Genomic DNA, 13,976 nt, shown 5'->3' with positions numbered 1-13,976 from the left:
GGAGACAGGCGGGCGATCGGGCGTGCGCAGGGAGGTGAAAACTCCTGCGCACGATAATCTTGTTCGCAAGCTATCTCGGGGCTTGCGGATCGGTGGCGGCGGGCTTATCTTAGAACCGTTCCAAGAAAGGACGGCGGACCGACAGGGCGTGCCCGGCAAAGGCCGGGCGCGGGGGTGGAAACGCCCCTGCACAGGCCGGCCCTGTGCCATGGCGCCTCTGCGTCTGGAGGATGTTGCTGATGTCAGTCTTTTCCGAATCCATCGATGTGCTGCGCGCCTATACGGCCCAGGCCAACCGCCACCCCATGCTGGACCCGGCGGAGGAGCAGGCGTTGGCGCGGGCCTGGGCGGAGCGCCAGGACCGCAAGGCGTTCGACCGGCTGGTGCGCAGCCATATGCGGCTGGCGGTGAAGATCGCCTCCAAATACGCCCGTTCGGGCCTGCCGATGGGCGATCTGATCTCCGAGGCGAACATCGGTCTGGTGAAGGCCGTGCAGCGCTTCGATCCCGACCGCGGATTCCGTCTGGCGACCTATGCGCTGTGGTGGATCCGGGCGGAGGTGCAGACCTATGTGCTGCACAACTGGTCCATGCTGAAGGGCGGCAACACGGCCGCGCTGAAGCGTCTGTTCTTCAATCTCCGCCAGACGCAGCGCCGGCTGGGCATCCAGGACCGCATCATGAGCGACGAGGAGGCGGATCGCGTCGCCGACGAGCTGGGCGCCTCCGTCGATGAAGTGCGGGAGATGGAGCACCGCTTCGCCACCCCGGTCACGTCGCTGAACGTGCCGGTGGGTGAGGACGGCGACCACGAGGCGCTGGACCTCCTGGCGGACGAGGCGGAGACGGTGGAGGTCCGCCTTGCCGAGAAGAGCGAACTGGCGGTCCGCAAGGCCCTGATGGTCGATGCGCTGGGGGCGCTGGGCGACCGGGAGCGGCACATCTTCGTCAGCCGCAACCTGACCGACCAGCCGGTGACGCTGGAGACGCTGGCGCAGCAGTACGGCGTCAGCAAGGAGCGCATCCGCCAGATCGAGAGCGGGGCCTACAAGAAGGTCGCCCGCCGGGTCCGCGGCGCGGCCGAGGCGTCGGCCGCCCCGATTCTGCCCATGGCGTCGAAGCGGGCCAAGGCCGACCTGCGCCGCGCCGCCTGAGCCCTGGCCCGGGCTCTTTTCCCGGTCGGCGTCTTTTCCCGGCCAGCGTCTTTTCCCGGTAAGCCGGGCGATTGCCCCGCAACGGGCGGCGGGCCTGCCGGTTGAGACGGGACCACCCGCTCTCTTCCGGAGATGATCCATGCGGACATTCGCCCTCGTCTGGGGCCTGCTGTTCACCGGGGCCGGCATCCTGGGCTTCATTCCCGCGCTGCTGGCGCCGCCGGTGGACGGCAGCGCCCTCGCCATCGACGGTGGCTACGGCTACCTGCTGGGCCTGTTCCCGGTGAACTGGGTCCATAATCTGGTCCACCTCGCCTTCGGCATCTGGGGCCTGTCGGCGTCGCGCGGCTGGGGTGCCTCGCGCGCCTATGCCCGGAGCGTCGCCGTCGTCTACGGCCTGCTGGTCGTGATGGGCTTCTTCCCGGTGCTGAACACGACCTTCGGCCTGATCCCCATCTACGGTCACGACATCTGGCTGCACGCCCTGCTGGCGGCCCCGGCCGCCTATTTCGGCTGGTTCGTCACCGCCCCGGTGGAGGCGCGGATCGACGGCCGGGTCCGGACCTGACCGGTCGGGCCACCGCCCCGGAACCGGCCCGCCCTACCCAGGGGCGGGCCGGTTTCCGTCGGGGAGACGCCCGCTCAGCGCAGGAAGAACAGGGGCAGAAGGCCCGCCAGCATGGCCACCAGGGCGGCCCCGCCGACCCAGAACCAACGGGTCGCGCCCCGTGGGACGTCCCCGCGGGCCTGCCCCGACGGATGCGGCGTTCCGGGGGAGGGGCCGCCGGTCGGGCCGGGCGGCCGGGAGCCCTCGGGGGCTGCGGCGGCGGCCCCGCCGCTGGCCTCGCTGTCGGTGCCCAGCGGCGTCGCGGCGGGATCGGCGACGGGGATCTTGTCGCGGAACCCGCCGCGGTCGTGCGCGGCGCGGGTCCTGTCCGCCCGGGCGCCGGGCGCGCCGCCGGCAGGAACGCTGTCGCGTGGTGTCTCGGCGCTGTCGCGCGGTGTCTCGGCCATGCCGGCTCCCCTCCGTCAGCCCGCGTCGCGGTCGGTGTCCGTCCAGACCTTGCTGGCTGTCGGGCCGGTGTCGCCCATCTCCTCGATGTAGCGGACCCGGTCGCCGCGCTTCAGGGCGGCGAAGGCGTCCTTCATCACGCTGTTGCGGTGGAAGTAGAGCAGCCCGCCGGTGTTGGTCATCAGGAAGCCGTGATCCTCGGCAAGCTGGGCGACCTGGCCCTGCACGTCCACCTCGTGCGGCTTCACCTCGCCGCGCTGCTGCCGCTTGAACTCCTTGAGCTGCCGCTCGGCCGCGGCGAAGGCGTCGCGGATCGAGGTGTGGGCATCGGGGTCGGCGTATTTCTGCTGCGCTTCCTTGGGCTCCCGGCTGACGACCAGTTCGCTGCCCGGCACCACCATGTCGATATGGACCTCGTAGACGTTGCCGGTGCGGTGCTGGCGGTGCAGCGCCTCGACCGAGACGCGGCAGGCGGTCAGGCGGTCGTACAGCTTCTCCAGCTTGGCGAAGCGCTCGCGGATGTCGGCTTCGAGCCGGGGCGAGGGGTCCATGTTGTGGAAGGCGATCTTCAGCGGGCTCTGCATGCGACGCTCCCGGTGACGGCCGCGCCACGGCGGCGGTAACCCCTGCTCCAACGCCCCCGGCGGACGGGCGTTCCCCGCCGGAACCCTGCGCTCCACCTCCCGTTTGAAGAGGGGGGGACGGCCGCCCTGCTCCGACGGGAGCGGGCGGCAGCAGACGGTGATCGCATGGCCTACGGCAACCAGGAGCACACATCCCTGCTGGGCGGATACCAGCCGGTGACGCTGGCGACGGAACGGGGCGAGATCCGCTGCCGTGTCCACGCGGCGCCGGCGGCGGAGCGCGGCGTCGTCTGGGCCGGGGGCATCGGCAGCGGCTGGGACAGTCCGGCCCGGGACCTGTTTCCCCGGCTGGCCGAGGAGCTGGCGGGGGAGGACATCGCCTCCCTCCGGGTCCGCTACCGCCACCCCACCGACCTGGCCGAAAGCGTCTTCGACGTGCTGGCCGGCCTGCGCTACCTGGAGACCCAGGGCGTCCGCCGCTTCGGTCTGGTCGGCCACTCCTTCGGCGGCGCCGTCGTAATCCAGGCGGCTGCCAAGGTGCCGGCGGTCACGGCCGTCGCCACGCTGGCGACCCAGGGCTACGGTGCCGGACCGGCAGCCACGCTGGGACCGCGGGCCGCCCTGCTGCTGATCCACGGCAAGGACGACGAGGTCGTGCCCTGCGAGAGCACGGAGTACGTCCACCGGCTGGCGCGGGAGCCCAAGCGCATGGTGCTGTTCAGCGGCGCCCGGCACGGGCTGGACGAGGTGGGCGACCGGGTACACCGCGAAGTCCGCGACTGGCTCCTTTCCCGGGTCTGAGCGTTACCCCGGGGACGCTCTCCGCAGATGACGCCCCCCAGAAGATGCCCCGACGAAGGCCGTGACTGCCGTGACCCATTTCGACCCGCTGCTTCCCCCCGAACCCGACCGCGCCGACGGCCGCCGCCGCCGTGTCGGCGTGGAGATCGAGTTCGCGGGCCTGCCGCCGGCCGATGCCGCCCGGCTGGTGCGCTACATCTTCGGTGGCACCGTGCTTCCCCGGGACGAGCACCGGTTCCGCATCGAGGGCACGCTCTACGGCACCTTCACGGTCGAACTGGACATGCTGGCCGCGCATCCGGAGGGGCCGGACGGCGACCTGCCGCAGAGGCCCGGCCCCCTGGAGGAGCGGTTCCGCGCCGCCGTGGGCGATGTCGGCAGTCTGGTGATGCCCTATGAGATCTCCTGTCCGCCCGTCCCGGTGGACGAGGTCGATACCCTGGACGCCCTGGTCGAGGGGCTGCGCCGGCATGGCGCCATGGGCACCGAGGGCCGGCTGTTCTACGCCTTCGGCCTGCATTTCAATCCCGAGCTGGCACGGCCGGAGGCGGACCCGATCATCGACGTGATGAAGGCCTATCTGCTGCTCTCTCCCTGGCTGCGGGAGGACATGGGCATCGACATCGCCCGCCGGGTCGCCCCCTTCGTCCACCGCTTTCCGGAGGAGTACGTGGCGCTGGTCGTGGACCCGGACTACCGGCCGGACCTGGAGGCTTTCGCCCGCGACTATGTCCGCCTGAACCCGACCCGCAACCGCGAGCTGGACCTGTTCCCGCTGCTGGCCTGCCTGATGCCGGGCGTGCTGGACGGCTGCGGCCGCGACCCGCGCGTGAAGCCCAGGCCCACCTGGCACTGGCGCCTGCCCGACAGCCGGGTGGGGCAGCCGGGCTGGTCCGTCGTGCCGGACTGGAACCGCTGGGTCCAGGTGGAACGGCTGGCCAGCGACCGCTGGGCGCTGAACGAGCTGGGCGCCCTGTGGCTGGACTGCCGGCGGGAGCGGGCGCTGGCCGACTGGCCGCGGGTGGTCGGCCGCTGGCTGGCGCCGGGCTGAACCGGCGCATGGCCCGCCCTCCCCCGATCCGTCCCCCGGTCCGTCCCCTGATCGGCGTCACCGCATCGGCGCGGCGCAGCCTGACGCCCTGGCTGTTCAACCGCCTTGCCCTGGTCCGGGCGGGGGCGCGGGCGGTCCGGCTGACGCCGGAGACGGACTGCCGCTTCGACCGGCTGGACGGGCTGGTGATCGGCGGCGGCGACGACATCGCGCCCGCCCGCTACGGGTCCCTGGTCGAGCCGACGGTGAGGATCGACCCCGACCGCGACGGGCTGGAGCTGGCCGCGCTGGACTGGGCCGAGCGGTGCGGCCGCCCGGTCCTGGGCATCTGCCGCGGGGCGCAGATGATCAACGTCCACCGCGGTGGCACCCTGCACACCGACATCCACGAGGTCTATCTCCAGGCGCCGCGCCTGCGCACGGTGCTGCCGCGCAAGCGGGTCCGTGTCGATCCGTGCAGCCTGCTGCACCGTCTGCTGCGCCAGGGGGAATGCCGGGTGAACGCCCTGCACCACCAGTCGGTGGACCGGCCGGGGCAGGGGGTGCGGATCGCCGCCCGCGACCTTCACGGCATCGTCCAGGCGGTGGAGGTGCCGGAACGGCCCTTCCTGCTGGGGGTGCAGTGGCATCCGGAGTTCCTGGTCACCGACCGCGGGCAGCAGCGCCTGTTCCGGGCGCTGGTTCTGGCGGCGTCGGAACGGATACCGGCCGACGCCCCTGCCGCGGCGTAGCGGCGGCGGTCAGCCGCGGATACCGTCCAGGATCGCATCGTGAAGGTCGGCGCCGGTGCGGTCGGCCCCGGTCAGATCGGCCGAGGTCAGGTCCGCGCCGCAGAGCCGGGTGTTGCGCAGCGCCGCCCCGGCCAGCCGCGCCCGCACCAGGGAGGTGCGCAGGCTGTGGCCGCGCTGGGTCACCAACGGCCCCATGTCGGCCCGTTCCAGGTCGGTGTCGATCAGGTTGGCGCGGTCCAGCGTCGCCCCGCGCAGGTCCGCCAGCCGCAGCCGGGCCGAGCGCAGGTCGGCCCCGGTGAGGCTGGCCGCCTGGAGCTGCGCCCCGCTGAGATCGGCCCCGCGCAGGCAGGTGCCCGCCCCCTGCATCAGGGTCAGCACCCGGCCGGCGAGGTTCAGACCGGAGAGGTCCAGGCCGCTGGCGTCGAGTTGCCGCCCCTCGCGCCCGGCCGAGGCGACCCAGGCGGCATGCTCGGCCAGCATGGCCTGGAGGTCGGCCGTCGAGGGCTGCACCAGCGGCGGGGCGACATCATCGCCCAGCTCCTCCGCCAGCGCCGGCCGCTCGTTCAGCCGCCCGGTGTCCTGCGCCCCCAGGATGGCGGCCTCCAGCGCGCCGGCGTCGATCCGGGCGCCGGTCAGGTCGGCGCCGCGCAGGTCGGCTCCGGCGAATTCGGCCCCCTTCAGGTTCGCGCCGACCAGCCGGGCGTCGCGCAGGTCGGAATGCACCAGCCGCGTCTCCACCATCACGGCGGCGCTGAAATCCGCCCGCATGGCCAGCGACCCCGACAGCCGCGCCCGGGTCAGGTCCGCCCCGGCCATCACCGTCGCGGTCATGTCCACCGGCCCCGGCGCCAGCCCCAGCAGCTTGAAGTCCGACCGCCCGGCCCCGGCCAGGCTGCCGTCGCGCAGGTCGCATTCCACCATGACGGCGCCGCGCAGCACGGCCGCGGTCAGGTTCGCGGCGCGCAGGTCGGTGCGGCGGAGCTGGGCTCCGGTCAGGTCGGCCTCGCGCAGGTCGCTGCCGAACAGGTCGGCATAGTCCAGCGTGGCGCCGCCCAGCCGGGCACCGCGCAGCATCGCCCCGGCAAGGTTGGCACTCGTCAGGTTGCGCTTCTCGAAGGACAGGAACGACAGGTCGAAGAACGGAAGGTTCAGCCGGGTCCCGCCGGCCTGGCCGGCAAGGTACGCCTCGTGCCGTTCGCAGACCCGGTCGAGCTGCGCCTGGGAGAGCCGGATACGGGGGGCGATCTCCTGGTCGGTCATCGGCCGGTCTCAGCCGAACAGGGCGTCGATGTCGGCCTGCGTGGCCGTGGCGCCGCCGGACTTGGCCGGTTCCGGTGCTGCGGCCCGGGCCGCTGTCTTGGGCGGCGGCGGGGGAGGCGGTGGCTGCGGGGGAGGGGGCGGCGGGGGGGCCACCTTCTCCTCGGCCGCGGGGGCGTGGTGGTCGATGTGGTGCCCGTCGTCGTGGCCGCTGTCGTGGGCACCGTCATGACCGCCGTCATGGGTGGCGAGGTGGCCGTTGGCAGCCGCGCCGCTGACGGCGTCGTCGGACTTGTGCTTGTCGATGTCGCCCAGCGCCTCGAACAGGGCGTCGATGTTGTCCTGGCTGACCGGGGACTGCGAGGGGCCGTGCAGCAGGTGGCGGTCGGGGCGGTGGTCGTCCGGGCGGGTGGCGATCAGCCCGCCGTCCGGCATGGCGCCCTCCTCCTCCACGCCCCAGATCTCGATCATCGTGTTCACGCGCTGCTCGATGTAGCGCAGCGTGTTGACGACCTTGGTGGTGCGCTGCCCGGTGATGTCCTGGAAGCTGCACGCCGTCATGATCTCGATGGTCTGTGCCTCGATGTCGCTGACGGTGTCGGACGGGGGCAGCCGGCCCAGCAGTTCCTGGATGCGTTCGGTGGCGTTCAGGATGTCGCTGGTCGCCCGCTCGGTGGCGGTCACGATGGCGTCCAGCTCGTTCGTCGCCGCCATGATCCGGTTGGCCCCGGCATCCATGGGGCGGAGCTGGGCGATCTCCTGCCGGGTCTGTTCGATGTAGCTGGAGAGCTGCTTCAGCTCTTCCCGCATGATGCGGATCTGCGGATTCTGGCCGACGGCCTCCACCCCGGTGACGCCGCCCAGCCGCGCCACCTGCTCGCGGAGCTGGGCCAGGAGCTGGCGCCACGCATCCTGCGAGACGAGCCGGGTGCGGTGATCGCGCTGACGGAGGAACGCGCGCCCGCGGGCCGAGGACAGCAGCGCCTCTTCCAGCACGGCATAATCCCGCTCGTTCAGCTCCAGCGGTTCCATGAACCCGTCTCCCCGACCGCAACAGCCGTCCATCAGATCACAACCAGGGTTAAGGAATACCGAATACCCCGTTCGTACAGGGATACTCTCTCCGAAATCGCGGCGCCAGATGGCGAAAGACGTAAGGGCGCGGCCCATCGGCTCGTCAGCCATGCCGTAAAGGCGTCAGAACCCGCTCTCCCGGACCAGGACCGCCATGGCGGCGCGGCGCCCGTTCCCGGCGGCTGGTCCCCGGTGGCGAGCCTCCGGGGTCAGTCGCCCTTGGGCAGGCCGTCGCGGCGGGGGTCGGCGCCGCCCAGCAGTCCGTCCGGCGTTATCCGGATCGCGTGCAGGCCGCTGATCACCGGCCGCCGTTCCACCTGATGGCCCAGGACGACAAGCCCGCCCGCCAGCGCGTCGGCCTGCGGCACCGCTTCCACCAGCGTGGCGCCGTTGCGGTTGACCACCCGCGGCTGCGCCAGTGCCACCTGCGGGTCCAGGTTCCAGTCCAGCATGGCGACCACGGCCTGCGCCACATAGGCGATGATGGCGCTGCCGCCCGGCGATCCAACCGTCAGCACCGGCCGGCCCTGCCTGTCCAGCACCACCGTGGGCGACATGGAGGAGAGCGGGCGCTTGCCCGGCCCGGGGGCGTTCGCCACCGGCCGGCCGTCGCGCTCCGGCAGGAAGGAGAAGTCGGTGAGCTGGTTGTTCAGCACGAAGCCGCCCACCATCAGCCCGGAGCCGAAAGCGGATTCCACGGTCGTCGTCATCGCCACGGCCATGCCGTCGGCATCCACGGTGGACAGGTGGCTGGTGCCGGGCACGTCCGGATTGACCTCCGGCGCGTAGAGCGTGCCCTCGCGCCAGGGCGGGTTCCCGGCCGGCACCTTGCCCTGCGCGGCCCGCGCCGGGTCGATTCCGGCGGAGCGGTCGGCCAGATAGCCGCGGTCCAGCAGGCCGCGGACCGGCACGGCCACCTGGTCCGGATCGGCCAGATAGACCTCGCGGTCGGCATAGGCCCGGCGCATCGCCTCCACCAGCAGGTGCCAGGAGCGGGGATCGTCCGGCCCCGGCCCGGCAAGGTCGAAGGGCTCCAGCATGCCCAGGATCTGCAACACCGCGATCCCGCCGGACGAAGGCGGGGCCATGCCGCAGACGGTCCAGACACGGTAGGCGCCGCAGACGGCGGGCCGCTCCACCGCGCGGTAGCCGGCAAGGTCCTCCCGCGTCACGACGGCGGGACCGTCGGCGCCGCGGGCGGCGGCCAGCCGGTCGGCGATCCGCCCGGCCAGCGGGCCGGTATAGAAGGCAGCCGGCCCTTCCGCCGCCAGCAGGCGCAGGGTGGCGGCATAGTCGGGATTGCGGAAAGTCTCCCCCACCGTCAGGGGGCCGGCCCCGTCATGGTAATAGACGCGGCGGAGATCCTCGCGCTGTTCCAGCGCCGGCCGCCAGCGCTCCAGCACCTCCGCCAGCCGTAGCGGCGTGGGGAAACCCTCCTCCGCCAGCCGGATGGCGGGATCGAACAGGTCCTTCCAGGGCAGCTTGCCGTACTTCCCGTGCGCCAGCGCCAGCACCGCAATGGCGCCCGGCGTGCCGACGGCGCGGCCCTGGTCCAGGGCGCGCAGGAAGGGCATGGGCTTTCCGTCCGGCCCGACGAAGCGGTCGGGGCGGGTGCCGGCGGGGGCCGTCTCCCGCCCGTCGAAGGTGGTGACCGTTCCGTCCGGCCGGGCGACGACGATGAAGGCGCCGCCGCCGATGCCCGAGGACTGCGGCTCCACCAGCCCGAGCACGAGCTGGGCGGCGATGGCCGCGTCCACGGCGCTGCCGCCGCGCCGCAGCATCTCCAGCCCCGCCTCCGACGCCAGCGGGTTCGCCGCCACGGCCATCTCCCGGCCGGCCCGGACCAGCGGCTTGTCGACCCAGGTGGTCGCGGGCTCCGGCCCGGCGAACTGCGCCGCGGCAGGCGGCGGCAGGACCAGGGCGAGCAGGAGGAGGACGAGGGCGGCGGGGAGGGAGACTGTCTTCGGCATCGCAACAAGGTGCCATGCGGAAGCCCCTTTGGCGATACGGAATTGCGCGGACCGGAGGATTCCCGCCACGGTCGTGCTCAGGGACTCCGTATCGTGTCCGGCGGGAAGGCTCCTGTCGGACCCGGGCGGACGCCGGGCGAAGCCGGACAGGGTGACGCCGGCCAGGGAGACGCCGGACAGGGAGAGGGCCGGCATGGAAAAGGGGCGGCGAGGGGGCAGGGGGAGCGGGTCTCTCCGGCGCGCCTCTCCGCGAGCGCGCCGACCCTTGCTCCGAACCCTGCCAGCCTCGCCGCCCCTTCGATCCGGGTCGGCCATGCCGGGCCGCACCGCATGCCCCCAGGATGCCCCCTGTCACCCGGACCGTCCGTACCCCCGTAGGGGCGGTCCGGCGGCGACCTGGGCCGCCGCGGTGGAAAGGGATCGGAAGCCGGTGCGGAGAACGACAGAGAGGGCGCCGCCGGTCCGGCGGCACCCCCGATGTCGTCAGCCCGCCCGCGTCAGAGAACTTCGACGCGGTTCGCCTGCGGGCCCTTCTGGCCCATGCTGGTCTGGATGCGCACGCGCTGCTCCGGCATCAGCGTGCGGACACCCGAGCGCTCCAGCGCGGTGACATGCACGAACACGTCCTTCCCGCCGCCGTCCGGGGTCACGAAACCGAACCCCTTGTCGCTGCTGAAGAACTTGACCGTGCCTTCGATGGTCTCGGTCGGGCCGGCGTCATAACCGCCGCCGCCGCCGCCACCGAAGCCACCGCCGAAGCCGCCGCGGCGCGGGCCGCGCGGGCCGTCGCCCATGGCCGGGCGGTCACGACGCGGCCCCGGGGCCGCAGCCGTGGACTCGTCCACGCTGGCGATGGAGGCGACCTGCGGGCCCTTGTTGCCCTGCGACAGGTCGCAGACGATGGAGGTGCCGTCCGCCAGAGAGTCGTAACCGGCGGCCTGCACGACGGATGCATGCAGGAAAGCGTCGGGCGACCCGTCGGACAGGGTCACGAAACCGAATCCCTTCGTGGGGTTGTACCATTTGACGGTGGCGCTGACGCCCCGCCGGGTGATCTGCGGGCTCTGCGGAGAACGGCGATCGTACATGTATTTCGAACTCGACTGGTCGTAACGATTGTGGATGTCGCCGGCGAACCGGCTGCCGGGAGTGCCCCCGATTGCATAACCTGCCGAAAGTTCCCCTTCGGAAAAGCCTGGTCGAGCAGCCACCCTGGACACAGCTTATACCGGATACGGCCCCCTTGCACCATCAAAGACCTGGGGTGCCTCCTAAGGGTGGACCGGCCGCGGCTTCATCCCGATATGGCGCGCAGGGGGCGCCCTTCAACTCTGGCTCCGGTCAGAAGGAGACGACCTTGCGTGCGACAATCAGGAGGTTGGCCGCCAGGCGGTTGACCGGCCAGGTCCGCTCCAGAAATCCGTTCAGGCCGTAGCCCCGCTCCAGCAGCCCGCGCACCAGGGGCCTGTTCGCCAGCCGGCTGCCGCCCGCGGCGGTGGGCAGCACCTGATGATAACCGGCATGCACCGGCAGAAAGCCGTGATGCAGCAGAAGCCGCCGCGTCTCCCCCAGCCGGTAGCGGCGGCGGTGGTGCTCGTTGCCCAGGGCCTGGTTCACCGCCTCGGTCCAGGACCAGGCGTTGGGCAGGAAGGTGATGACCAGATGGCCGTCCGGCCGCAGCACCCGCCACAGCTCCTTCAGGGATTCCCCGTCATGGGCCGCGTGCTCCAGCGCGCCGCTGCCGACAACGGCGTCGAAGCTGGCATCCGCGTAGGGCAGCAGCCAGGTGTGCTCCAGCGGCCGGTAGTGCAGCCGGGCGAAGTCGTGGAAGACGCCGAACTCGCCGCGGTCGATGTCGCAGCCGTGCAGCTCCGCCTCCTCGCCCAGATAGAGGCGCAGCAGGCAGGAATCCACGGCCTGCCGGCAGCCCCAGTCCAGCACGCTGCGGGCCCCGGCCAGCCAGGGGGCGTAGCGCAGGAAGGCATCCACATGCCGCAACTGGGCGGCGCGGTTCCGGGAATGCGCGTGGATGTACCCGTAGAAGCGCGTCTCCGGCGGGGTGCGCTCCAGATAGGTGCGGTAAAGCTCGGCGATCCGGCGGGCATAGATCTCCGCCCGGTCGGGCCGGGCCGCCACGCCGTGACGCAGGTCGCCGACACCGATGCTCATGGGGCCCTCCCGTTCCACAGGGTTTCCCTGGAGAACGGATCAGAGCCGCTCCCGCCCTCGCAGGCGATGGCGGTTCCCCGCAGGAACCGGGCGCCCCGGACGGGGGAGGGAGCTGCCCCGGTCGGGATCAGCCGCCCCCACCTCCCGGAGTAGCGGAAAAGCGGGCCAGAAGCTCGTCCAGAACGGTGCCGGACGCCGCCTCCAGCCGGTCCAGCAGCGGTCCGGCAGCCGCGGCATCCTGCGCCGCCGCGTCCTCCAGCCTGCGCGCCAGGGCCGCGGCGGCGGTCGCGCCGAAGCTGCCCAGCGTGCTCTTCAGGCTGTGGCATTCGGCCGCCAGCGCCGGACCGTCGCCCCGACCCACGGCAAGGCGGGCCGTGGCCAGCCGCTGCCGCGTGTCGCTGACGAAGACGTCCAGCACCGCGCCGAAGGCACCCGGCCGCATCGCGGCGCGCATCTCCTCCAGCATGGCGAGATCCAGGGGCGCCGTATCCAGCGAAGCGGTGGGGGCAGGGGCCGGGCCGGACTCCGTCGTGCCGGTCATCCCCGCTCCTCCGCCTTCCAGAGCTGGATCTTGCGGTAGACGGTGGAGGGGCTGATCTCCAGCAGGGCCGCCGCCTTCGGCACGTCGTTGCCGGTGGCGGCCAGGGCGCGCTGGATCTCCTCCTTCTCCGTCATCCAGAGCGGCCGGATGCCCGGTTCCGCCGCCGGTGCCCCCGGCGTTCCCGGTGTCCCCGGGGTTTCCGGTGTCCCCGGCGTCGCCGTCTCCGGTCCGCCGCCGGCGGGCGTGGTCGGCCGGGGCGCGCGGGCCGGATCGGCGGGCGTGACGGGATGGAAGGAACGCAGCGGGTCAGGCAGCATGGCCGGGGTGACCAGCGGCCCGTCGTTCAGCACGACGATGTTGCGCAGCACGTTCTCCAGATGGCGGACATTGCCGGGCCAGTCGTAGCTGCGGATCGCCGCCTCCACTTCCGGGGCGAAGCCGCGGAACTGCTTGCCCTCCTCCGCCGACATGCGATGCAGCAGGGTGCGGGCGATCAGGATGGCGTCGTCCTCCCGCTCGCGCAGGGGCGGCAGGTGGACCGGCACGACATGCAGGCGGTAGTACAGGTCCTCGCGGAAGCGGCCGGCCTGCACCTCCGCCAGCGGATCGCGGTTGGTGGCGGAGACGAAGCGGACATCCACCTTCTCGGGCTTCGAGCTGCCGACCGGCTGCACCAGCCCGGTCTGGATGAAGCGCAGCAGCTTCGGTTGCAGCTCGAGCGGCATCTCGCAGACCTCGTCCAGGAACAGGGTGCCCCCGTCGGCCTGCCGCGCCGCCCCCATCCGGTCGGCGGTTGCACCGCTGAACGCCCCCTTCACATGGCCGAAGATTTCGCTCTCCAGCAGGTCCTTGGGAATCGCGGCGCAGTTGATCGCCACGAAGGGACCGGCCCGCCGCGGGCTGGCCTTGTGGATGGCATCCGCCGCCAGCTCCTTGCCGGTGCCGCTCTCCCCGGTCAGGAAGACGCTGGCCCGGCTGGGGGCCACCGCCTCGATCGTGCGGTAGACCGTCTGCATCTCGGCGGAGGCGCCGATGAAATCGTGGAAGCGTTCGCGGTCCAGGTCGCGGCGGTAGCGCTCCACCATGCTGGCCAGCTTGCGGCGTTCACAGGCGTTGCGCACCGTCACCGTCAGCCGGGCCGCATTGAAGGGCTTCACCAGGAAGTCCGCCGCCCCTTCCCGCATCGCCTCCACGGCCAGGCTGATGGAGCCGTGCGCGGTCACCACGACGACCGGCAGGTCGGGATGCCGGGCGCGGAGCTGCTTCAGCACGTCCAGCCCGTCCGTATCCGGCAACTTGAGGTCGAGCACGATGACGCCGATCCCAGGGCGGCCGGCGGCGTCCAGCGCCGCGGTTCCGGTTTCCACCTGCTCGACCTGATGGCCCTCGGCCTCCAGGTACTCGCGGTAGACCCGCGCCAGGGGCAGCGTATCTTCAACCAGAAGGATCGTGTCGGCGGTGGTGCCGCTCTTGCCCGTCATCGTCCGCCCGGATCGCTCCTGCATCTGGGGATAGGAATGCCCCGAAGAGATTAGCAAATTGTAGCATGGCGCCCGCTTCGCCAGCCCGGATGGCTGTTCCTCGGCGGGCGCGGAAGCAGTAGATTGACGCCGCATGCCGCCTTGCCGCGGC

At 72.1% G+C, this 13,976-nt stretch carries 14 protein-coding genes; 5 read left to right on the top strand and 9 right to left on the bottom strand.

Annotated elements, in window-relative coordinates; translation table 11 throughout:
• The first annotated feature begins 239 nt into the window (after window positions 1-239).
• Window positions 240-1,154, top strand: coding sequence for an RNA polymerase factor sigma-32 (locus ACFQPS_RS10710; protein ID WP_377358839.1), 915 nt, complete (start codon window positions 240-242; stop codon window positions 1,152-1,154).
• 139 nt (window positions 1,155-1,293) lie between these two features.
• Window positions 1,294-1,722 carry a DUF4383 domain-containing protein gene (locus ACFQPS_RS10705; RefSeq protein WP_377358837.1) on the top strand — a complete coding sequence of 143 codons (429 nt, stop codon included), beginning with the start codon at window positions 1,294-1,296 and terminating at the stop codon, window positions 1,720-1,722.
• A 74-nt stretch (window positions 1,723-1,796) separates the two neighbouring features.
• Here ACFQPS_RS10705 and ACFQPS_RS10700 read toward each other — a convergent pair whose 3' ends face one another.
• Together ACFQPS_RS10700 and ACFQPS_RS10695 are read right to left on the bottom strand one after the other, a co-directional pair.
• Window positions 1,797-2,168: a hypothetical protein gene (locus ACFQPS_RS10700; RefSeq protein WP_377358836.1), complete on the bottom strand. Its 372-nt coding sequence runs from the start codon at window positions 2,166-2,168 to the stop codon at window positions 1,797-1,799.
• A 15-nt stretch (window positions 2,169-2,183) separates the two neighbouring features.
• Complete coding sequence (locus ACFQPS_RS10695; RefSeq protein WP_377358835.1) at window positions 2,184-2,750, bottom strand: HPF/RaiA family ribosome-associated protein; 567 nt, start codon at window positions 2,748-2,750, stop codon at window positions 2,184-2,186.
• A 165-nt stretch (window positions 2,751-2,915) separates the two neighbouring features.
• On the opposite strand from ACFQPS_RS10695, the gene ACFQPS_RS10690 reads away from it, so the two are divergent.
• The 3 genes from ACFQPS_RS10690 (at window position 2,916) to ACFQPS_RS10680 (ending at window position 5,333) form a co-directional block, all read left to right on the top strand.
• Window positions 2,916-3,551 carry an alpha/beta hydrolase gene (locus ACFQPS_RS10690; protein ID WP_377358833.1) on the top strand — a complete coding sequence of 212 codons (636 nt, stop codon included), beginning with the start codon at window positions 2,916-2,918 and terminating at the stop codon, window positions 3,549-3,551.
• A 61-nt stretch (window positions 3,552-3,612) separates the two neighbouring features.
• Entirely contained in the window at window positions 3,613-4,602 is a 990-nt protein-coding gene (locus ACFQPS_RS10685; protein WP_377358831.1) for an amidoligase family protein, read from the top strand.
• A gap of 8 nt (window positions 4,603-4,610) precedes the next feature.
• A complete protein-coding gene (locus ACFQPS_RS10680; RefSeq protein WP_377358829.1) occupies window positions 4,611-5,333 on the top strand; it encodes a gamma-glutamyl-gamma-aminobutyrate hydrolase family protein in 723 nt (240 codons plus the stop codon).
• A gap of 9 nt (window positions 5,334-5,342) precedes the next feature.
• On the opposite strand, the gene ACFQPS_RS10675 is transcribed toward ACFQPS_RS10680, so the two are convergent.
• From ACFQPS_RS10675 to ACFQPS_RS10645, 7 genes are all read right to left on the bottom strand, one after another.
• Window positions 5,343-6,593, bottom strand: a complete 1,251-nt coding sequence (locus tag ACFQPS_RS10675; protein ID WP_377358828.1) for a pentapeptide repeat-containing protein — start codon at window positions 6,591-6,593, stop codon at window positions 5,343-5,345.
• A gap of 9 nt (window positions 6,594-6,602) precedes the next feature.
• Window positions 6,603-7,622, bottom strand: a complete 1,020-nt coding sequence (locus tag ACFQPS_RS10670; RefSeq protein WP_377358826.1) for a protein phosphatase CheZ — start codon at window positions 7,620-7,622, stop codon at window positions 6,603-6,605.
• 251 nt (window positions 7,623-7,873) lie between these two features.
• Window positions 7,874-9,634 carry a gamma-glutamyltransferase gene (gene ggt, locus ACFQPS_RS10665; RefSeq protein WP_377358824.1) on the bottom strand — a complete coding sequence of 587 codons (1,761 nt, stop codon included), beginning with the start codon at window positions 9,632-9,634 and terminating at the stop codon, window positions 7,874-7,876.
• Between the two features lie 497 nt (window positions 9,635-10,131).
• Complete coding sequence (locus ACFQPS_RS10660; protein WP_377358822.1) at window positions 10,132-10,722, bottom strand: cold-shock protein; 591 nt, start codon at window positions 10,720-10,722, stop codon at window positions 10,132-10,134.
• A 253-nt stretch (window positions 10,723-10,975) separates the two neighbouring features.
• Complete coding sequence (locus ACFQPS_RS10655; protein ID WP_377358820.1) at window positions 10,976-11,803, bottom strand: class I SAM-dependent methyltransferase; 828 nt, start codon at window positions 11,801-11,803, stop codon at window positions 10,976-10,978.
• A gap of 127 nt (window positions 11,804-11,930) precedes the next feature.
• The gene (locus ACFQPS_RS10650) at window positions 11,931-12,344 is read right to left on the bottom strand and encodes an Hpt domain-containing protein (RefSeq protein WP_377358817.1); all 414 of its coding nucleotides are present in this window, start codon (window positions 12,342-12,344) and stop codon (window positions 11,931-11,933) included.
• Complete coding sequence (locus tag ACFQPS_RS10645) at window positions 12,341-13,825, bottom strand: sigma-54-dependent transcriptional regulator (RefSeq protein WP_377358815.1); 1,485 nt, start codon at window positions 13,823-13,825, stop codon at window positions 12,341-12,343. Before ACFQPS_RS10645 ends, ACFQPS_RS10650 begins: the two co-directional genes overlap by 4 nt.
• Window positions 13,826-13,976: the final 151 nt, after the last annotated feature.

Origin of the sequence: Rhodocista pekingensis (genome assembly GCF_042665545.1) — a bacterium.
GTDB lineage: Bacteria > Pseudomonadota > Alphaproteobacteria > Azospirillales > Azospirillaceae > Rhodocista > Rhodocista pekingensis.
The sequence above is the reverse complement of the archived record's forward strand: the minus strand, read 5'-3'. Positions and strand labels throughout refer to the sequence as shown.